The sequence below is a fragment of the Thioprofundum lithotrophicum genome (assembly GCF_055387065.1).
This window is the reverse complement of the sequence record NZ_AP042379.1, coordinates 2,115,505-2,134,202: the sequence shown is the minus strand read 5'-3', so window position 1 is coordinate 2,134,202 and position 18,698 is coordinate 2,115,505. Positions and strand designations below refer to the sequence as shown.

Sequence of the window (18,698 nt, the reverse complement as noted above, 5' to 3'; positions counted from 1 at the left end):
AAGCACCAGCCGCTTGAGGACATGCCATGAAAATTCACCACCCCAACTTTTCTATCATCATTGCTACACTACTGTTACAGGCCTGTGGCGGGGCTGCTGATACGAACAGCAATAATCTCGGTGCCCAAAATAGTGCTATCGGTCCTCACACTATTGTCATTACCAGGCCTGTTAGCGATTCTATTGAAAACCTCGGCGGTGGTGTCTACCGGGCCAACGGAAAAGTCATCGTCACAGATGGTGAAGGAAATGGGATTGCCGGCGTCAAGGTCAACTTGAAGCTGATTGACTCAATCATAGCCAGAAACACATTGAATTATTCAGCGGCAAACCCAGATTATATTTCAGGAAATGTGGTTCATGATACCGGCGTCAATTTTGCAACTGCACAAGTTTTCAGAAACGGGACTTCTAGCAGCAATGGAACTACTCCTAGAGGCATTATGCCGGGCGATCATGTTTTGATTCTTGGTGCCGAAAATCCGGATAAACGTCGCTATGTAAGTGACTCGCCTAATGCGTCACAGCCAAATGATCTATCTGTACTAAATTCATTCTTGTATAGCTATCCAACCCAGGTGCACGACCCAGTAGAATATATCGTTGGAGCATCTTTACTTGGCGCCTTTATCAAAGGAACCTCGGGCACTGTTGACAGCACAGTCACAGATGAAAATGGGATTGCGACATTTTATGTAACTTATCCAAACTCAATAAACTATATCAATACAGGATGCGGTAATTCTTCAATAGATACCCGTCATCTGCCGTTGGGGTCGGCAGGCGTATATGTTGTTGCTTGGGTGAATGACAATGTTGCCACCATAGACAATTCATTCTGTTTTAATCCAATAGCAGGTGGTGACTTCTCTGCAACCCCAAGTTCCCCCAGTCTATCCGGTGGCAGCTCTTCCGCGATAACTGTTACCCTAAGAGATGGTGGCGATAAAGTTGAAATCCCATTTGCCACGTTTTCTGCAAGTCTGACGGATGATGTCGATACAGCTACGGGCACACTGAAAACCAACCTGTCATTTGATTCTACAACATCAGTCAAGCAAGCCACGTTTGTTACTAATGAATTTGGATCAGCTGTTGTCACTGTTTATGACTTGGGTGGTTCTGCAGCCGGGACGGGATCAATCGAATTTTCACGAGACAAAACAAATTCACTCAGTTTGGATATATCCTTTACACCTTAATGTATTTCTGAAAAAGCAGGTATCTAGCGGGTCTGTTTGTACCTATACATCCACATTCAACTGCAACCACAACTCCAGCAAGGCCAGATGCCAGAGCTTGCTGCCCTGGAGGCGGGTGAAATACCGGTCCGGGGCTGCGAGGAGCTTGTCCACGTAGGCGCGGTTGAACAGGCCGCGTGAGCGGCAGGCGTCCGAGTTCACGATGTCGCGCATGAAGTCGAGAAACTCGCCGCGCACGTACTTGAGGGCGGGCATGGGGAAGTAACCCTTGGGGCGGTCGATGACCGCGTCGGGGACCCGGCCGCGGGCGATTTGCTTGAGCATGGCCTTGCCACCGTCGCCCAGCTTGTATTCGGGCGGCATGCGCGCGGCGATCTCCACCAGTTGCTGATCGAGGAAGGGGACCCGGGCCTCCAGGCCCCAGGCCATGGTCATGTTGTCGACCCGCTTGACCGGGTCGTCCACGATCAGGGTGGTCACGTCCATGCGCAGCACCTTGTCGATGAAGGTCTCGGCGCCCGGCTCGGCCAGCAGCTCGGCCACCTTCTGCCGGGTCCAGTCCTCGCCGCGATAGGGAACGCAGACCGTCTCCAGGTATTCCTCGTGATCCCGGTCGAAATAGTAGCGGGCGAAGCGGTCCACGTCGGCACCGTTGATGTCGGCCGCCATGCGCGGATACCAGAAGTAGCCGGCAAAGACCTCGTCGGCGCCCTGACCGCTCTGCACCACCTTCACTTCCCTCGAGACCCGTTCGGCCAGCAGGTAGAAGGCCACCGCGTCCTGGCCCACCATCGGCTCGGCCATGGCCCGCACCGCCTCCGGCAGGCGCGGCAGCACCTCGGCGTTGGGGATCAGGAACTTGTGGTGGCGCGTGCCGTAGCGTTCGACCACCTGATCCGAAAACTCGAATTCACTGCCCTTCTCCTCCGGCTGATCCTCGAAACCGATGGAGAAGGTGCGCAGATCCGGCGCTCCCGCTTCGGCCAGCAGGGCCACCAGCAGGCTGGAGTCGAGCCCGCCCGAGAGCAGCACGCCCACCGGCACGTCGGCCACGTCCAGCCGCTTGCGCACGGCGTCGCGCAGGGCCTCGTGGATCAGATCCCGCCATTCCCGCGCGTCCATGGCCGCCTGCGGCCGTTCGGCCACCAGACGCCAGTAGCGCCGCGTCTCGCGCCGGCCGTCGGCGTGCAGGGTCAGACTGGTACCCGGTTCGAGCTTGCGGATCCCGGCAAGGATCGTGCGCGGCGCCGGCACCACCGCATGCAGGGTGAGCTGGTGATGCAGCGCCACCGGATCGATGGTGGTGTCCACGCCGCCGGCGGCCAGCAGGGCCTGGGTGTTGGAGGCGAAACGCAGGCAGCCGGCCTGCTCGCTGTAGTAGAGCGGCTTGATGCCCATGCGGTCGCGGGCCAGGAACAGCCGCTGGCGGCGCCGGTCCCGGATGGCGAAGGCGAACATGCCCTGCAGATGCTCGGGACAGCGCTCGCCCCACTCGGCATAGGCCTTGAGGATCACTTCCGAGTCGCCATCGGTGAAGAAGGCGTGGCCGCGAGCGATCAGCTCGGCGCGCAGTTCCCGATAGTTGTAGATGGCGCCATTGAAGACCAGCACCAGATCCAGCACCTCGTCCACCATGGGCTGGTTGGCCCGCGCCGAGAGATCGATGATCGACAGGCGCCGGTGCCCGAGGGCCACCGCACCTTCCTGCCACAGGCCCTCCGCATCCGGCCCCCGCCGCGCCAGCGCCGGCAACATGCGCGCCACCACCTCCCGATCGGCCGGCCGGTCGTCGAAACGGATTTCGCCGCAGATGCCGCACATGTCAGGGGCGAGGGACGAGGGACGAGGGACGAGGACACGTCATTCGTTCCTTGTCCGTTGCCGACAGGAAGCAGATTTCAAATATCATCGCAGGGGTTCCCGTGTTCAGGCCTCAAAATCTCAATTCACCTCGCCACGTGTCACTCGTCCCTCGTCCCTGGCGCCACAGGCGCCATGGGCGCCTCCACCCGGCGTCTCGATTGTCAGCACGTTACCGGCCTGCACGTCGAAACAGGTCTTGCCCGGCAACACGGCACCATCGAGGCGGTTGATGCCGGCGACACCCGGCTGGCCGCCGGCCAGGCCCCAGGGGGCGTGGCGGCGGCGTTCGGTGAGGAGGGTGACGGTGGCGGGGGCGCGGAAACGGAATTCGCGGATCAGGCCGTCGCCGCCGCGGTGACGACCCGCGCCGCCGGAGCCGGTGCGCACGGCGTACCGGGTGACGGTGACGGGGCAGGTGCTCTCAAGGACCTCGATGGGGGTGTTGAGCGTGTTGGTCATGTGGGTCTGCACGGCGGAGAGGCCCGCATGCCGGGGGCCGGCGCCCATGCCGCCGCCCAGGGTCTCGTAGTAGTCCCAGCCGTCGCCGCCCATGGCGAGGTTGTTCATGGTGCCCTGGCTGGCGGCAGGGATGGCCTCTGGCAGGGCCTGGGCCAGTGCGCCCATCACCACGTCCACCACCCGGCTGCTGGTCTCCACGTTGCCGGCGGCCACGGCGGCCGGGCGGCGGGCATTGAGCAGGCAGCCATCGGGCGCATGCAGGGTGATGGGGCGGAAACTGCCGGCGCAGGCCGGGGTGTTCTTCGGCATCAGGCAGCGGAACACGTAATACACGGCCGCCGCGGCCACCGACAGGGGGCAGTTGATGTTGCCCTCGACCTGGTCGGCGGTGCCGGTGAAATCAGCGTGCACCGTGTGCCCCTCCACCCGCAGGGTCAACTCGATGGGAATGTCTTGGTGACCGAGACCGTCGTCGTCCATCACGTCCCGGAACCGGTATTCGCCATCGGGAATGGCGTCGAGGGTGGATCGGGCCAGGCGTTCGCCGTAGGCATTGAGTTCGCTCAGGGCCCGGGCGAAGCCGGCCGGCCCGTGGAATGTAAGCAGCTCTTGCAAACGCGCGAGGCCGGCGCGGTTGGCGCTGATCTGGGCGGCGAAGTCGCCCCGGCCGGTCTCGCCACTGCGCAGGCGGGAGAGGATGTTCTCCAGCACCGCCTCATCCGGCCGTCCCCGGTGGACGAGCCGGGCCGGCGGGATAATGATGCCTTCCTCCTCCAGGGTGCGCGACAGGGGCATGGAGCCCGGGGTCGCGGCACCGATGTCGGCATGATGGGCGCGGTTGGCCACGAAGGCCTGCAGTCGGCCGGCATGGAACAGCGGCGCGATCACGGTCACGTCGGGCAGGTGGGTGCCACCGAGATAGGGATCGTTGAGCACGATCATGTCCCCGTCCTGCCAGTCGATGCCGGCGACGATGCCGGCCATGGCATGGGCCATGCTGCCCAGGTGCACGGGAATGTGCGCCGCCTGGGCGCAGAGTTCGCCGGCGGCATCGAACACGGCGCAGGAGAAGTCGAGCCGCTCGCGGATATTGGGCGAGATGGCCGAACGCTGCAGCACCGCGCCCATCTCGTCGCACACGGCGGACAGGCGGCTGGCGAAGATTCCCAGTTCGATGACGTCCATGGGTGCGGAAGTTTACCCGAAGCGGCCCGACGCCGCGCCCGGAATCTTATTTGACCAAAACACTTGGTTATTGTATGATTCGCGCCACCTGTCCAGGGAGTCGCAAACGCCATCCGGCGGCCATCGCTTCATGCTATGCTCCCTGCGCCAAGCACACCAACCACCGCGATGCGGGCCCCGTCCCGCACCGCATCAGGGACTCGACAACAAACCAGAACGACTCAGGAGATAAACATGGCACACGAACTGCCTCCGCTTCCCTATGCCAACGACGCGCTCGAGCCGCACATCTCGAAAGAGACCATCGAATTCCACTATGGCAAGCATCACCAGACCTACGTCACCAACCTGAACAACCTGATCAAGGGCACCGAGTTCGAGAACGCCAGCCTCGAAGAGATCATCAAGAAGGCATCCGGCGGCCTGTTCAACAACGCCGCCCAGGTCTGGAACCACACCTTCTACTGGAACTGCTTCAGCCCCAACGGCGGCGGCGAGCCTTCCGGCGCCCTGCTGGAGGCCATCAACGACGCCTTCGGCTCCTTTGCCGAGTTCAAGGAGAAGTTCACCCAGTCGGCGGCCACCAACTTCGGCTGCGGCTGGACCTGGCTGGTGAAGACCGCCGACGGCAAGCTGGACATCGTCAACACCACCGGCGCCGGCACCCCCATGACCGACGGCCACACCGCCCTGCTGACCGTGGACGTGTGGGAACACGCCTACTACATCGACTACCGCAATGCCCGCCCCGAGTACCTCAAGCACTTCTGGGAGCTGGTGAACTGGGACTTCGTGGCCAGCAACCTCGGCTGATCCCGCCCCCCGACGGAAAAAACCCGGCCTCGTGCCGGGTTTTTTCGTTCCGGACCCGGCAATCCCGTTGCTCCCGTGCGGTACCGGGAGTAAACTTCAGGGTTCTCCGGCGGTCTGCCTCAGGCGACTGCCGTTTGTTTTTCTGAAGGGACGACGCCCGATGAGCGAACACCTGATGCAGAATTACGCCCCCCTGCCCGTGACCTTCGTGCGCGGCGAGGGGGCCTGGCTGTGGGACACCGAAGGCCGCAAGTACCTCGACGCGCTGGCCGGCGTGGCCGTCTGTGGCCTGGGCCATGCCCACCCGGCCGTGGCCGAGGCCGTCTGCGAGCAGGCCCGGACCCTGGTGCACGTCTCCAACTGGTACCACATCGCCGAGCAGGAGGCCCTGGCCGCACGCCTGACCGCCCTGGCCGGCATGGACCGGGCCTTCTTCGCCAATTCGGGCGCCGAGGCCAACGAGGCGGCCATCAAGCTGGCCCGGCTGCACGGCCACGCGCAGGGCATCGAGCGCCCCGCCATCGTGGTCATGGAAGGCAGTTTCCACGGCCGCACCCTGGCCACCCTCACCGCCACCGGCAACCGCAAGGTGCAGGCCGGTTTCGAGCCGCTGGTGCAGGGCTTCGTGCGCGCGCCCTACAACGATCTGGATGCGGTGCGCACCATCGCCGCCAACAACCCCGACGTGGTGGCGGTGCTGGTGGAGCCGGTGATCGGCGAGGGCGGCGTGAAGATTCCCGATGACGACTACCTGCCGGGGCTGCGCGAACTGTGCGACGAACACGGCTGGCTGCTGATGCTGGACGAAATCCAGACCGGCATCGGCCGCACCGGCAAGCTGTTCGCCTTCGAGCACAGCAACGTCCGGCCCGACGTGCTCACCCTGGCCAAGGGCCTGGGCAACGGCCTGCCCATCGGCGCCTGCCTGGCCCGCGGCGAGGCGGCCGGGCTGTTCCGCCCCGGCAGCCACGGCAGCACCTTCGGCGGCAACCCGCTCGTGTGCCGTGCCGCGCTCACGGTGCTCGATGTCCTCGAGCAGCAAGCGCTGGTGGCCCGGGCCGCCGAACTGGGCCAGCGCCTGTTCGAGGGCCTCAAGCGCGAACTCGGCGAGCTGGAGGGCGTGCGCGAGATCCGCGGCTGCGGCCTGATGCTGGCGGTGGAACTGGACCGGCCCTGTGGCGAGATCCTGCACCAGGCGCTGGCCGCCGGCCTGCTGCTCAACGTGACCGCCGAACGCATCGTGCGCCTGCTGCCGCCCCTGATCCTGAGCGACGAGGAGGCCGACCGAATCGTCTCCATCACCAGCCGCCTGATTCGCGATTTCCTGACCTGACTGCGGCCCCCCATTCCGTCCTGCGAGCCCCGGGAGAACCCACCATGACCCGACATTTCCTGACCCTGCTGGACATCGACGCCGAGGATCTGAACCGCCTGATCCGCCGCGCCATCGAACTCAAGGCCATGACCCATGCCGGCGAGCCGTACGAGCCGCTCAAGGGCAAGGTGATGGCCATGATCTTCGACAAGTCCTCCACCCGCACCCGGGTCTCCTTCGAGACCGGCATGGCCCAGTTCGGCGGCCATGCCATCTTCCTCTCGCCCCGCGACACCCAGCTCGGCCGCGGCGAACCGGTGGAAGACAGCGCCCGCGTGCTGTCGCGCATGGTGGACGTGATCATGATCCGCACCTTCGAGCACGAGAAGCTGGAACGCTTCGCCGAATACGCGCAGGTACCGGTGATCAACGCCCTGACCGATCGCTTCCATCCCTGCCAGCTGCTGGCCGACATGCAGGCCTTCCTGGAGCACCGGGGCAGCATCGCCGGCCGCACGGTGGCCTGGATCGGCGACGGCAACAACATGTGCCACTCCTACATCAACGCCGCCCGCCAGTTCGACTTCCCCCTGCGCATCGCCACCCCGCCGGGCTACGAGCCGGATGCAGACATCGTCGCCGCCGCCGGCGACCGGATCTTCCTCACCCACGATCCCTTTGAGGCCGTGCAGGGCGCGGAGCTGGTGGCCACCGACGTCTGGGCCAGCATGGGCCAGGAGGAGGAACAGGAACAACGCCGCCGCGACTTCGCCGGCTTCCAGGTCAACGCCGAACTGATGGCCGCCGCCGGCCCCGAGGCCCTCTTCACCCACTGTCTGCCCGCCCACCGGGGCGAGGAAGTCACGGACGAGGTTCTGGAAGGCCCGCGCAGCATCGTCTGGGACGCCGCCGAGAACCGCCTGCACAGCCAGAAGGCACTGCTGGAATATCTTCTGGTGCGGTAGCGAGTGGCGAGTGGCGAGGGAAAACAACACTCCCGCCTTCACCAGCCACCCGGCCCCAGCTACCCGCTACCGCATCATCGCGGCTCGCGCCGCTCCTACGCCGTTGGCATCAATCCTGTAGGAGCGGCGCAAGCCGCGACAAAGCATAATGAGGAGCCATGAAAAACCGTGGCGCTATCCGCTCCTCCGTAGGTGCGGCGCCCCCGCCGCGACGTCCCTGTGCAGACGCCGGGTAAAGAATGGGCCGGCCGGGTCGATAAGGGGGCATGAGCCGTTTTCTTCCCATCTTGATGCTGCTTGCCGCTCTGGGCGGAACGGCCCTTGCCGGGCCGCTGGAGGACGGCTATGCCGCCTGGGAGCGCAAGGACTACGCCACCGCCCGCCGGCTGTGGGAGCCGCTGGCCATGCAGCACGATCCCGACGCCCTGTTCAACCTGGGCCTTTTGTACAAGAACGGCCAGGGGGTGCCGAAGGACATCCGCAAGGCCATGGACTACTTCAAGCAGGCCGCCTGGTATGGCAGCGTGGATGCCGCCTACAACCTGGGCGTGCTCTACATCGACAAAACCTACGGCTATCCCAGCAAGAAGGATGCCCTCAACTGGTGGCGGCAGGCGGCCGAGGCCGGGCATCCCGAATCCCAGTACAACCTCGGCGTGATGTACGCCTACGGCATGGGCACCCGCGCCGACGGCGCGCTGGCGATCAAATGGTGGGAGAAGGCCGCCCGCCAGGGCAACCGCAATGCCATCGCGGCGCTGGTACGGGTCTATTCGGAAGGGCTGTTCAGTCAGCCAAAGGATCCGGCGAAAGCCGCAAAATGGAAACGGCGGCTGAACTGAGCCAACAGACGAGCCCCTGACATCCCCGGCAACCATGCACGGGCACAGCCCGCGATGTCGGCTCCGCTGCGCTTGAGCCGACCTACGACTGAACAGGCAATCCTGGCTAGGCGTTCTTGCCTTCCTTGCCGCGGGCTTCGGCTTCGACCTGCTCGAAGCTGGTATGCCGCACGTCCTTGCCCTTGACCAGGTAGATCACGTATTCGGCGATGTTCTGGGCGCGGTCGCCGATCCGCTCCAGGGAACGGGCCGACCACATGATGTCCACCACGTAGGGGATGGAGCGGGGATCCTCCATCATGTAGGTCATCAGTTCGCGCAGCACGCTCTCGTAGTCCTTGTCGGCCTCGAGATCCTCCCGGGCCACGGCCAGGGCGGCTTCGGTGTCCATGCGGGCGAAGGCGTCGAGGGCGTTGTGCAGCATGGAGCGGACCCGGTTGCCCAGGTGAGTGACGCCGGCGAGCATCTTGGAACTGCCGCCCTTCTCGGCGAAGTGCACGGCCATGCGGCCGATGCGCTCGGCCTCGTCACCGATCCGTTCCAGATCGGTGATGGTCTTGATCACGGCGATCACCAGACGCAGGTCGCTGGCGGCCGGTTGCCGGCGGGCGAGGATCTGGGTGCACTCCTCGTCGATGTCCACTTCCATGGCGTTGACCTTGTAGTCGGAGGTCACCACCACTTCGGCCAGATCCGCGTCGATGTCGCTGAGGGCGCGGATGGCGTCCCCCAGCTGCTGTTCGACGATGCCGCCCATGGCCATCACCTTGCTGCGGATGTCCTCCAGCTCGGCATCGAATTGCTGGGAGATGTGGGTGCCGAGTTTGATCTTGTCCATGCTGTGCTCTCCTCCGGTGGCCCGAACCGCGTCAGCCGTAACGCCCGGTGATGTAGTCCTCGGTGCGTTTCTCGCTGGGGTTGGTGAACAGGGTCTTGGTGTCGGCGTATTCGACCATCTCGCCAAGATACATGAATGCCGTGTAGTCGGAAACCCGCGCGGCCTGCTGCATGTTGTGGGTGACGATGACGATGGTGTACTTGTCCTTCAGTTCGTAGATCAGTTCCTCGATCTTGAGGGTCGAAATGGGGTCCAGGGCCGAGGCCGGTTCGTCCAGAAGCAGCATTTCCGGCTCGATGGCGATGGCCCGGGCGATCACCAGGCGCTGCTGCTGGCCACCGGACAGGCCCATGGCGTTGTCTTCCAGGCGATCCTTCACCTCGTCCCAGAGGGCGGCGCCGCGCAGGGCCGACTCCACCTTCTCGTCGATGACCCGCCGATCCTTGATGCCGATGATCCGCAGGCCGTAGGCCACGTTCTCGTAGATGCTCTTGGGGAAGGGGTTGGGCTTCTGGAACACCATGCCCACCCGCCGGCGCAGCTCGGCCACGTTGAGGGTCTTGGAATAGATGTCCTGGCCGTCCAGTTCGATGAGCCCCTCGATGCGCACGTTGTCCACCAGATCGTTCATGCGGTTGAAGCAGCGCAGCAGGGTGGACTTGCCACAGCCGCTGGGACCGATGAAGGCGGTGACCTTGTGCCGGGGGATATCGAGATTGATCTTCTTCAGGGCCTGTTTCTCGCCGTAGAACAGATCCAGATCCACGACCTTGAGGGTCACGTCCATGGCCGTCTCGGCGGCGGCCTCGGGCGGGCGCTCGAGGTTGTCCAGATCGATGCCGTGGGTCAGCGGGGCTTGGGTCTCGTTCATGGTGTCGTCCAGCGTCAGTGTTCCATGGCGCGGTATTTCTCGCGCAGGCGGTTGCGAATGCGGATCGCGGTGAGGTTGAGCAGCACGATCAGCAGGATCAGCAGCAGTGAGGTGGCATAGACCAGGGGCCGGGCCGCTTCCACGTTGGGGCTCTGGAAGCCCACGTCATAGATGTGGAAGCCCAGATGCATGAACTTGCGCTCCAGATGCAGGTAGGGGAAGTTGCCGTCCAGCGGCAGCGAGGGCGCCAGCTTGACCACCCCCACCAGCATCAGCGGCGCCACCTCGCCCGCAGCCCGGGCCACGGCCAGGATCAGGCCGGTCATCATGGCCGGCGAGGCCATGGGGATGACGATGCGCCACAGGGTCTCGGCCTTGGTGGCGCCCAGCGCCAGGCTGCCCTCGCGGATCGCCCGGGGAATCCGTGCCAGGCCTTCCTCAGTGGAGACGATCACCACCGGCAGGGTCAGCAGGGCCAGGGTCAGGGAAGACCAGAGGATCCCCGGCGTGCCGAAGGTCGGCGCCGGCTGGGCCTCGGGGAAGAACAGGGCGTCGATGTTGCCGCCCAGGAAGTAGACGAAGAAGCCCAGGCCGAACACCCCATAGACGATGGACGGCACCCCGGCCAGGTTGTTCACCGCGATGCGGATGGTGCGGATGACGATGCCCTGGCGGGCGTATTCGCGCAGATACACGGCGGCGATCACGCCGAAGGGCGTGACCAGCACGGCCATCAGCAGCACCATGAGCACGGTGCCGAAGATGGCCGGGAACACCCCGCCCTCGGTATTGGCCTCACGCGGCTCGGCGCTGACGAACTCCCAGATCTTGCTGAAGTAGGTGCCCAGTTTCTCGAACACCGACATGGCATTGGGATAGTAGACCCGCACGATCTTGGCCAGGGGGATGGTCATTTCCTGATCGGTCTGGGTGCGGATCACCAGGCTGTCGCGTGCCAGTTCCCGCCCGAGTTCGGCGATGCGGGCGTTGATCCGCTCGTATTCCTTCTGCAGTTCGGCCTTGCGCTGCGCGATGTCTTCGTAGGCGGAGGGGTCCTTGACGCCGTCCAGCTCCAGGCGCCGCCGCTCCAGGCGCAGGCGCTCCATCTGGTAGTTGATGGCGCCGATGTCGTGCTTGCGCAGGCTCTCCACCTCCTCGAACAGGGCGATACTGCGCGGCAGCATCTCGGCCAGGGCGGCCCGGGCGGCCTTGCCTTCTGCCACTACCTTGCCATCGTGCAGCACCCGCTGCAGATAACCGTAGAAATTGCCCCACTCGCGGCGCTCGCCGACGATGATCTCCTCGGGATAGGTCACGTCGAGCAGGAAGGGCGCGAAGACCGGCTTGAAGTCGAAACCGTACAGATCCCGGTTGCCGACCTTCACCACGTGGCGGACGATCTGCCCGCCTTCCTCGATGGTGTAGCCGTTGTCGCGGGCGCGGGCCACGGGAATGGTCTCGGAATCGGTGATCTCGCCGATCAGCCGCTCCACGCTGCCATCGGGATTGCGGTAGCGGGCGTCGAACACGTCCGAGGGCCAGAAATAGCTGAGGCCCTGGATGGCGATGAGCAGCAGCAGGCCCACCACCATCAGGACGCTGATGGTCACGGCGCCGGCATTGAGCCAGATCCACGGATTGCCGCTCTTCCACCATTCCCGGGTCTGCTGTCGGATGTTCATGGGCTTACAGGTTGCTGTAGCGGCGGCGCAGGCGCTGGCGCACCATCTCCGCTCCGGTGTTGAAGATGAAGGTCAGGCCGAACAGCACCAGCGCGGCCAGGAACAGGACGCGGTAATGGGTGCTGCCCACCTCCGATTCCGGCATTTCCACCGCGATGTTGGCCGAGAGCGTGCGCATGCCCTGGAAGATGCTGAAGTCCATCACCGGCGTGTTGCCGGTGGCCATGAGCACGATCATGGTCTCGCCCACGGCCCGGCCGAGGCCGATCATCACGGCCGAGAAGATGCCCGGACTGGCGGTGAGCAGCACCACCCGCACCAGGGTCTGCCAGGGCGTGGCCCCCAGGGCCAGCGAGCCCTGGATGAGATGCTTGGGCACCGCGAAGATGGCGTCCTCGGAGATGGAGAAGATGGTCGGAATCACCGCAAAGCCCATGGCCAGCCCGACCACGATGGAATTGCGCTGGTCATAGTCGATGTCGAAAGTGTGCTTGAGCCAGATCCGCACGTCGCCACCGAACCAGTTGGCCTCCACCCAGGGGCTGGCCTCGATGCAGGCCCAGGTGATGAGGGCCACCACCGGCACCATCAGCACCGGTTCCCAGCCCTCCGGAATCCGGTGGCGGATGCTGTCGGGCAGCATGCGCCAGCTCCAGGCCGCGAACAGCAGCCCCGCGGGCATCAGCAGGAGCAGGGAAAAGACGCCCGGCAGGTGATTCTCGACGAAGGGCGCCAGCCACAGGCCGGCGAGGAAGCCCAGAATCACAGTGGGCAGGGCCTCCATGATCTCGATGGTGGGCTTGACCACCTTGCGCAGACGCGGCGACATGAAACTGGCGGTGAAGATGGCGCCCATGATGGCCAGGGGCATGGCCACCAGCATGGCGTAGAAGGCGGCCTTGAGGGTACCGAAGGAGATGGGCACCAGGCTCAGCTTGGGTTCGAAATCGTTGCTGGCCGAGGAGGACTGCCACACGTACTGGGGCTCGGGATAGCTCTCGTACCACACCTTGCCCCACAGGGCCGACCAGGAGATTTCCGGGAACTCGTTGTCGATGGCGTAGAAATGGGCCTTCCGATCGTCGAGCAGCAGCATGGCGTCGGCGCGGGGATTGATGGTGGCCATGCGCAGGGGCCGCTCGGAAATCCGTTCGACCAGCAGGGTGCGGTGGGCGGTGGAGTGGAAGATGCCCACCCGCCCCTGGGCATCGGTGGCGAGGAAACCCTTGCGCTGGTATTCGGAGACGATGTCCTTCACCGGCGAGCGCAGATCGGTGAAGTCGCGGATATGGGTCAGCACCCGCCGGCCCTCCCGGCGCACCGGGAACCACTGGCTGACCGTGCCGCGATCGTCGCCCACCAGCAGGGAGATGTCGCCGGTGAGGAACTCGATGGCCGAGAGGCTGCGGCCGGGCGCGACCACGGTAGCCTGCTGGATCAGCTCCGGCCCCTCGTCCCAGTCGCTGATGTCGAAGAAGTCCACGATGCCCTGGGGCCGGGCGAGGAACAGATCCCGCTGCTGCTTGTCCAGCAGCAGCCGGAACACCGGCTTGCCCGAATGGGGCACCTCGTGGCGGGTGACCTTCCAGCCTTCCTCGTCGGCGAACAGCGATTCGCCCGGCGCGGCGTGGGCCAGCAGCACCCGTCCGTCGGGCGTCTGGGCGGCCACCGTGGCCTGCTCCTCGTCGAGCTGGACCGCCAGTTTCTCCAGCGGCAGGCCCTCCTCGTCGACCACCAGGGGCGTGTTCTCGCTCAGGGGATATTCCACCTCCGGCGTCAGCGTGCGCCGATCCTCGGGATAGCTGACCCGGTACTTCTGGAGGAAGACGATGGCCTGGCCGTTGGAAAGCCCCACGGCAAAGATCCCCGTGGCCGGATCCCCCCGGGCCACGCTCATGATTTGCGTGCCGGCCGGCAGGGGCAGTTTCTCCTCGCTCACCAATGCCCCGGTGGCGGTGTCGAAGAAGCGCAGGCGGCCGTCGGCGAGCAGCTGCATGCCCATGGTGGCCTGCTCCTCCAGCGACAGGGCCAGGGTCTGCGCCTGCTCGGGGAGGCTGTAGGCGGCCACCCGCTCGATGGCCGCGGGGCGGAACATGGGCAGAACCACGTAGAGGAGATAGACGAAGATCAGGATCACGGCCAGGATGACCCCGATGCCGCCGCCGACCACCAGATACCGGGCCAGGCGGTCCTTGGTCATGCGCCACAGCATCAGTTGACGGGGAGTGCGAACATCGGTCATCGCGGCAAGGGCCCTGGAGTGGTCGCGGGGGTGGCGCAAGCGTACACGCTTTATATGACAGAAATGTTACAGTCCGCAAGCCGCCCCGCCACGGGGCGCAAGCTGCTGTTTTTGGGAGCATTTTCGGAATGGAAAGGAGCAACAGGCCGCCCTCCCTGGCCCGGCACCACATCCTTCTCCCTGCGCCGCCTGTCGAAGCCTGAGTATGCCGGCACAAGATGACCGGCAGATGACAGTCCGCAGGCCGAAAGACGACGCCGCAATGAAAAAGGCCGGAGGCGGCCGGGGAAAGCCTTCCCCGGCCGCCTCCGGCCCGTATCGCCGGTGGGCTGCGTGCGGGCTAGCGCAGCTTGGCCAGTTCCTTCTTGATGACCTTGGCCGGCAGCGGAATGTAACCGTCCTTGACGACCACCTTCTGCCCCTGCCTGGAGAGCACCAGCTTGATGAACTCCCGCTCCAGCGGCGGCAGCGGCTTGTTGGGCGCCTTGTTCACGTAGATGTACAGGAAGCGCGCCAGCGGGTACTTGCCGCGCAGGGCCTGTTCGGGGGTGGCGGCCACGAAGGGCTGGCCGGGCTTCTTGGCCAGGGGCACGGCGCGTACGCCGGTGGTCACGTAGCCGATGCCCGAGTAGCCGATGCCGTTGAGCGAAGCGGAAACCGACTGGACCACGGAGGCCGAACCCGGCTGCTCGTTGACGGTCGGCTTGTAGTCACCCTTGCACAGGGCGTGCTTCTTGAAGTAGCCGTAGGTGCCGGACACCGAGTTGCGGCCATAGAGCTGGATCTTGCGGTTGACCCAGGCGCCGGTCAGGCCGAGCTGCCCCCAGCGGGTGATGTCTTCCGGATAACCGCACTTGCGGGTGGAGGAGAAGATGGCGTCCACCTGGGGAATGGTCAGGCCCTTGATGGGATTGTCCTTGTTGACGAACACGGCCAGGGCGTCCAGGGCCACGCGGAAGGCGGTGGGCTTGTAGCCGTACTTGTCCTCGAACTTCTGCAGTTCCTTGGACTTCATCTTGCGGCTCATCGGCCCCAGGTTGGAGGTGCCCTCGGTCAGGGCCGGCGGTGCGGTGGAGGAACCGGCCGCCTGGATCTGGATGTTGACGTTGGGATAGACCCGCTTGAACTCCTCGGCCCAGAGCGTCATCAGGTTGGCCAGGGTATCGGAACCGACGCTGCTGAGGTTGCCGGACACGCCACTGGTGGGCTTGTAGGTCGGCAGCTTGGGATCCAGCTTGGCGGCCGCCAGGGCGGAGCCGCTGGTCACCAGCGCCACGGTGGCGACGAGCGCCGTGAGTCGTTTCTTGCTGAACATGCAGTTCTCCTGAAGATGAAGGGTCAATCAGTGTGTACGGCCACTCTAGCGCCGGAATGTGACAGTTCCATGAAACCGCGGTGACGGAACGATGACGGACGCTCAGGCCGTGCGCTCCAGCCCATCCTCGCCGGTGGTGCGCTCCCGCACCACCAGTTCGGCCGGGAAGCGGGCCCGGAAGACGCTGCCGCGGCCCACCTCGCTCTCGATTTCCAGCCGTCCGCCCCCCCGTTGCAGGGCATGCTTGACGATGGCCAGCCCCAGGCCGGAGCCGCCGGTCTCGCGGGAGCGGGCCACGTCGACCCGGTAGAAGCGCTCGGTGAGTCGGGGCAGATGGTGCGCCGGGATGCCGACGCCGTTGTCCTCCACCTCGAACACGGCGCCGCCCTCCTCGTCGCGATACCAGCGGAGGCGGATCTCGCCGCCCGGCGGGGTGTAGTTCACCGCGTTGATCACCAGATTGGAGAAGATGCTGTCCAGATCGCGGGCATCGCCCAGCAGTTGCAGGCCGGCCTCGGCGTCGAGGGAGATGGCGTGCTTGCGCTCGCCGCTGACCAGTTGCGCCTCTTCCAGCAGGCTGCCGAGCATCTGGTTCACGTCGACCTTCTCGCGGCGCTGTTCGCGGCGGTTCTCGAGATTCGACAACAGCATGAGATCCTCGGTCAGGTGGCGCATGCGCCGGGTCTGCTGGGCCATGACCTGCATGGCCCGGCGCATCACCTCCGGCGGGTGCTCGCCGTTCTCCAGGTTCTCGAGATAGCCGATGAGCACCGTCAGCGGGGTGCGCAACTCGTGGGAGATGTTGGCCACGAAGTCCCGGCGCATCTGCTCCACCCGTTCCATCAGGGTCACGTCGCGCACCAGCACCAGTTGCTGCTTCTTGCCGTAGGGGATGATCCGGATGTTGAGCCGCTGCTGGGCATCGTAGGGGCTGGGGATGGTGACGTCCTCGGCCTCGGTCTCGCCGGTGATGAAGGCCACGAAGTCCGGGTGCCGGATCAGGTTGTTGAGGTGCTGTCCCACGTCGTGGGGATATTTCAGGCGCAGCAGGCGTTCCGCCGCCTCGTTCCACCATTCGATGCCGCCGTTGGGCTGCAGCACGATGATCCCGTCGGGCATGGCGCCGGTGGTCTCGCGGAAGCGATTGAGCAGCTTGACCAGCCGCTTGCGGCGCTTGCGGTTGCGTTGCTGCAGCCGATAGAGGCCATTGAACACCTCGCCCCACAGGCCCCGGGCATCGGGGGGCGTGAACTTGCGCCCCTGGCGCAGCCAGGTTTCGAGACGCCGCAGGTTGTGGAAGTACCAGCCGAGCCAGGCCAGGGTGTAGAGCAGCAGCGCCAGGCTGGGATGCCCCACCAGCGCTCCGAACAGGCCGACCACGGCCCCGAGCCAGAGAAACTGCGCCAGTTCCGAGACCCAGGTGCGGCGCATGCTCGCTCAGACCTGGCGGGAGAAACGGTAACCGGCGCCGCGCACCGTCTGCACGTGGCGGTCGAAGCCGTAGGGCGCCAGGGCCTTGCGCAGGCGCCGGATGTGCACGTCGACGGTGCGATCCTCGATGTAGACGTTCTCGCCCCACACCTGGTCCAGCAGCTGGTCGCGGCTGTAGACCCGCTCCGGATGGGTCATGAAGAAGTTGAGCAGCCGGAATTCGGTGGGGCCAAGGTCCAGGGGCTTGCCGTGCACCCGCAGCCGGTGGCCGGCCTTGTCCAGTTCCAGGCCGTCGATCTTCACCACCTCGGGCTCCGGCGGCCGGGCCCGGCGCAGCACGGCGCGGATCCGCGCCAGCAGTTCCTGGGTGGAGAAGGGCTTGGTGACGTAGTCGTCCACCCCGGCCTCGAAGCCCTTGAGCTTGCTCTCTTCCTCGCCCCGGGCGGTGAGCATGATGATGGGGATGTTGCGGCTCTCCTCGTCGCGCTGCAGGCGACGGGCGAACTCCACGCCGGAGAGGCCCGGCAGCATCCAGTCCAGGAGGATCAGATCGGGCTTCCCGGCCATCTGCTCGGCCGCCTCGCGGGTGTCGGCGGCCTCCAGCACCGTGTAGCCATCCTGCTGCAGGGTGAAGGCGATCATCTCGCGGATGGCCGTCTCGTCCTCGACGATGAGAATCTTGGCAGGCTGTGTCTCGGTCATGGTTCCCTTCCGGTTACGGCATTGTGTCAGCCAGATGACGGGCGGAGCCGCCTGTCCGGCGGTTCACCGAAGATTAGACTGAAGGGAGATGACAAGCATATGACATCCGCACCACGGCCGCCAGCGGCGCAAAAGCGTGAAATGGCGCAAGGAGCCGCAAATCGCCCCTTTTCAGGCCACGGTTCCTCTATATAATAGCCCGGGTCATCATAACGACAATAATCATCGGGGTATGCACGCGTGAAACGACTTGCCATCTTCCTGCTCGTCCTGGCCCTGCCGGTGCTGGTCCAGGCCGCCGAAACCCGGTACGTCACCGATCACCTGATCATCACCCTGCGATCCGGCCAGGGCAGCCAGTACCAGATCATCAAGACCCTCCCCAGCGGCACCCCCCTGGAACTGCTCGAGACCACCGACGGCGGCTACAGCCGGGTGCGCACCCCCGACGGCGCGGAAGGCTGGGTACTGAGCCGCTATCTGAGCGAGGAACCCATCGCCCGCGACCGGCTGGAAAAGGCGCAGAAGCAGCTCGAACGGCTCCAGGCCAGCAACCGCAAGCTCCGAACCCAGCTCGCCGAATTGCGCAAGCAGGCGGCCGAGCTGCAGGCCGAGCGCGATCGCCTGCGCAGCGAGAACGCCAGGCTCACCAGCGAACTGAAACACCTGCGGGAGGTGGCGGCCAAGCCGATTGAGCTGGAGGAACAGAACCGGACCCTCAAGCAGCAGAACGTCTCGCTGGAGAAGGAGCTGCAACTGGTCCGCCAGGAGAACCAGGCACTGCAGAACAGCACCCAGCGGGACTGGTTCATCGCCGGGGCCGGGGTCTTGCTGGGCGGCCTCCTGCTGGGCCTGATCCTGCCGCGCATCCGCTGGCGCCGCAAGAACACCTGGTGAGCCGGCGCGGGCGTGTGATTTTTCCGCGCCCGCCTGTCATACTTGGGCGTCAATCCGCCGCCGTCATCCCCTGCGT

Annotated in this window: 15 protein-coding genes; 6 read left to right on the top strand and 9 right to left on the bottom strand. The window is 65.0% G+C overall.

The genetic code is table 11. The annotated features are described in order from the left end of the window. The first annotated feature begins 26 nt into the window (after window positions 1–26). Window positions 27–1,202 (top strand): hypothetical protein, encoded by a 1,176-nt coding sequence (locus ACZ5BH_RS10070; protein WP_464889130.1) that lies wholly within the window; start codon window positions 27–29, stop codon window positions 1,200–1,202. A 42-nt stretch (window positions 1,203–1,244) separates the two neighbouring features. Here ACZ5BH_RS10070 and ACZ5BH_RS10065 read toward each other — a convergent pair whose 3' ends face one another. Together ACZ5BH_RS10065 and ACZ5BH_RS10060 are read right to left on the bottom strand one after the other, a co-directional pair. Continuing rightward, on the bottom strand, window positions 1,245–3,023 hold the full coding sequence (locus tag ACZ5BH_RS10065) for an N-acetylglutaminylglutamine amidotransferase (RefSeq protein ID WP_464889129.1): 1,779 nt from the start codon (window positions 3,021–3,023) through the stop codon (window positions 1,245–1,247). A gap of 120 nt (window positions 3,024–3,143) precedes the next feature. Then, on the bottom strand, window positions 3,144–4,709 hold the full coding sequence (locus ACZ5BH_RS10060) for a hydantoinase B/oxoprolinase family protein (RefSeq protein WP_464889128.1): 1,566 nt from the start codon (window positions 4,707–4,709) through the stop codon (window positions 3,144–3,146). A gap of 234 nt (window positions 4,710–4,943) precedes the next feature. Here ACZ5BH_RS10060 and sodB point away from each other — a divergent pair, with 234 nt between their 5' ends. The 4 genes from sodB (at window position 4,944) to ACZ5BH_RS10040 (ending at window position 8,644) form a co-directional block, all read left to right on the top strand. Continuing rightward, complete coding sequence (sodB, locus tag ACZ5BH_RS10055; RefSeq protein WP_464889127.1) at window positions 4,944–5,522, top strand: superoxide dismutase [Fe]; 579 nt, start codon at window positions 4,944–4,946, stop codon at window positions 5,520–5,522. Window positions 5,523–5,682: 160 nt separating this feature from the next. Then, window positions 5,683–6,855 (top strand): acetylornithine/succinylornithine family transaminase, encoded by a 1,173-nt coding sequence (locus tag ACZ5BH_RS10050; protein ID WP_464889126.1) that lies wholly within the window; start codon window positions 5,683–5,685, stop codon window positions 6,853–6,855. Between the two features lie 44 nt (window positions 6,856–6,899). Further along, a complete protein-coding gene (gene argF, locus ACZ5BH_RS10045; protein ID WP_464889125.1) occupies window positions 6,900–7,802 on the top strand; it encodes an ornithine carbamoyltransferase in 903 nt (300 codons plus the stop codon). Window positions 7,803–8,068: 266 nt separating this feature from the next. After that, complete coding sequence (locus tag ACZ5BH_RS10040; RefSeq protein WP_464889124.1) at window positions 8,069–8,644, top strand: tetratricopeptide repeat protein; 576 nt, start codon at window positions 8,069–8,071, stop codon at window positions 8,642–8,644. Between the two features lie 106 nt (window positions 8,645–8,750). Here ACZ5BH_RS10040 and phoU read toward each other — a convergent pair whose 3' ends face one another. From phoU to phoB, 7 genes are all read right to left on the bottom strand, one after another. Then, window positions 8,751–9,482: a phosphate signaling complex protein PhoU gene (gene phoU, locus ACZ5BH_RS10035; RefSeq protein WP_464889123.1), complete on the bottom strand. Its 732-nt coding sequence runs from the start codon at window positions 9,480–9,482 to the stop codon at window positions 8,751–8,753. A gap of 31 nt (window positions 9,483–9,513) precedes the next feature. Continuing rightward, on the bottom strand, window positions 9,514–10,269 hold the full coding sequence (gene pstB / locus ACZ5BH_RS10030) for a phosphate ABC transporter ATP-binding protein PstB (RefSeq protein ID WP_464891214.1): 756 nt from the start codon (window positions 10,267–10,269) through the stop codon (window positions 9,514–9,516). Between the two features lie 98 nt (window positions 10,270–10,367). Next, window positions 10,368–12,035 (bottom strand): phosphate ABC transporter permease PstA, encoded by a 1,668-nt coding sequence (pstA, locus tag ACZ5BH_RS10025; RefSeq protein WP_464889122.1) that lies wholly within the window; start codon window positions 12,033–12,035, stop codon window positions 10,368–10,370. Window positions 12,036–12,039: 4 nt separating this feature from the next. Beyond that, window positions 12,040–14,235, bottom strand: coding sequence for an ABC transporter permease subunit (locus ACZ5BH_RS10020; RefSeq protein ID WP_464889121.1), 2,196 nt, complete (start codon window positions 14,233–14,235; stop codon window positions 12,040–12,042). 382 nt (window positions 14,236–14,617) lie between these two features. Next, complete coding sequence (locus ACZ5BH_RS10015) at window positions 14,618–15,592, bottom strand: PstS family phosphate ABC transporter substrate-binding protein (protein ID WP_464889120.1); 975 nt, start codon at window positions 15,590–15,592, stop codon at window positions 14,618–14,620. 102 nt (window positions 15,593–15,694) lie between these two features. Next, window positions 15,695–17,023, bottom strand: a complete 1,329-nt coding sequence (gene phoR / locus ACZ5BH_RS10010; RefSeq protein WP_464889119.1) for a phosphate regulon sensor histidine kinase PhoR — start codon at window positions 17,021–17,023, stop codon at window positions 15,695–15,697. A gap of 6 nt (window positions 17,024–17,029) precedes the next feature. Beyond that, window positions 17,030–17,725 carry a phosphate regulon transcriptional regulator PhoB gene (gene phoB / locus ACZ5BH_RS10005; RefSeq protein WP_464889118.1) on the bottom strand — a complete coding sequence of 232 codons (696 nt, stop codon included), beginning with the start codon at window positions 17,723–17,725 and terminating at the stop codon, window positions 17,030–17,032. A 240-nt stretch (window positions 17,726–17,965) separates the two neighbouring features. Between phoB and ACZ5BH_RS10000 the strand changes: the two genes are divergently transcribed. Next, complete coding sequence (locus ACZ5BH_RS10000; protein ID WP_464889117.1) at window positions 17,966–18,622, top strand: TIGR04211 family SH3 domain-containing protein; 657 nt, start codon at window positions 17,966–17,968, stop codon at window positions 18,620–18,622. Window positions 18,623–18,698 lie beyond the last annotated feature (76 nt).

Coding starts and splice junctions, on each gene's coding strand:
- ACZ5BH_RS10070 (WP_464889130.1), top strand. CDS start 27: ATGAAAATTCACCACCCCAACTTTTCTATCATCATTGCTACACTACTG.
- ACZ5BH_RS10065 (WP_464889129.1), bottom strand. CDS start 3,023: ATGTGCGGCATCTGCGGCGAAATCCGTTTCGACGACCGGCCGGCCGAT.
- ACZ5BH_RS10060 (WP_464889128.1), bottom strand. CDS start 4,709: ATGGACGTCATCGAACTGGGAATCTTCGCCAGCCGCCTGTCCGCCGTG.
- sodB (WP_464889127.1), top strand. CDS start 4,944: ATGGCACACGAACTGCCTCCGCTTCCCTATGCCAACGACGCGCTCGAG.
- ACZ5BH_RS10050 (WP_464889126.1), top strand. CDS start 5,683: ATGAGCGAACACCTGATGCAGAATTACGCCCCCCTGCCCGTGACCTTC.
- argF (WP_464889125.1), top strand. CDS start 6,900: ATGACCCGACATTTCCTGACCCTGCTGGACATCGACGCCGAGGATCTG.
- ACZ5BH_RS10040 (WP_464889124.1), top strand. CDS start 8,069: ATGAGCCGTTTTCTTCCCATCTTGATGCTGCTTGCCGCTCTGGGCGGA.
- phoU (WP_464889123.1), bottom strand. CDS start 9,482: ATGGACAAGATCAAACTCGGCACCCACATCTCCCAGCAATTCGATGCC.
- pstB (WP_464891214.1), bottom strand. CDS start 10,269: ATGGACGTGACCCTCAAGGTCGTGGATCTGGATCTGTTCTACGGCGAG.
- pstA (WP_464889122.1), bottom strand. CDS start 12,035: ATGAACATCCGACAGCAGACCCGGGAATGGTGGAAGAGCGGCAATCCG.
- ACZ5BH_RS10020 (WP_464889121.1), bottom strand. CDS start 14,235: ATGACCAAGGACCGCCTGGCCCGGTATCTGGTGGTCGGCGGCGGCATC.
- ACZ5BH_RS10015 (WP_464889120.1), bottom strand. CDS start 15,592: ATGTTCAGCAAGAAACGACTCACGGCGCTCGTCGCCACCGTGGCGCTG.
- phoR (WP_464889119.1), bottom strand. CDS start 17,023: ATGCGCCGCACCTGGGTCTCGGAACTGGCGCAGTTTCTCTGGCTCGGG.
- phoB (WP_464889118.1), bottom strand. CDS start 17,725: ATGACCGAGACACAGCCTGCCAAGATTCTCATCGTCGAGGACGAGACG.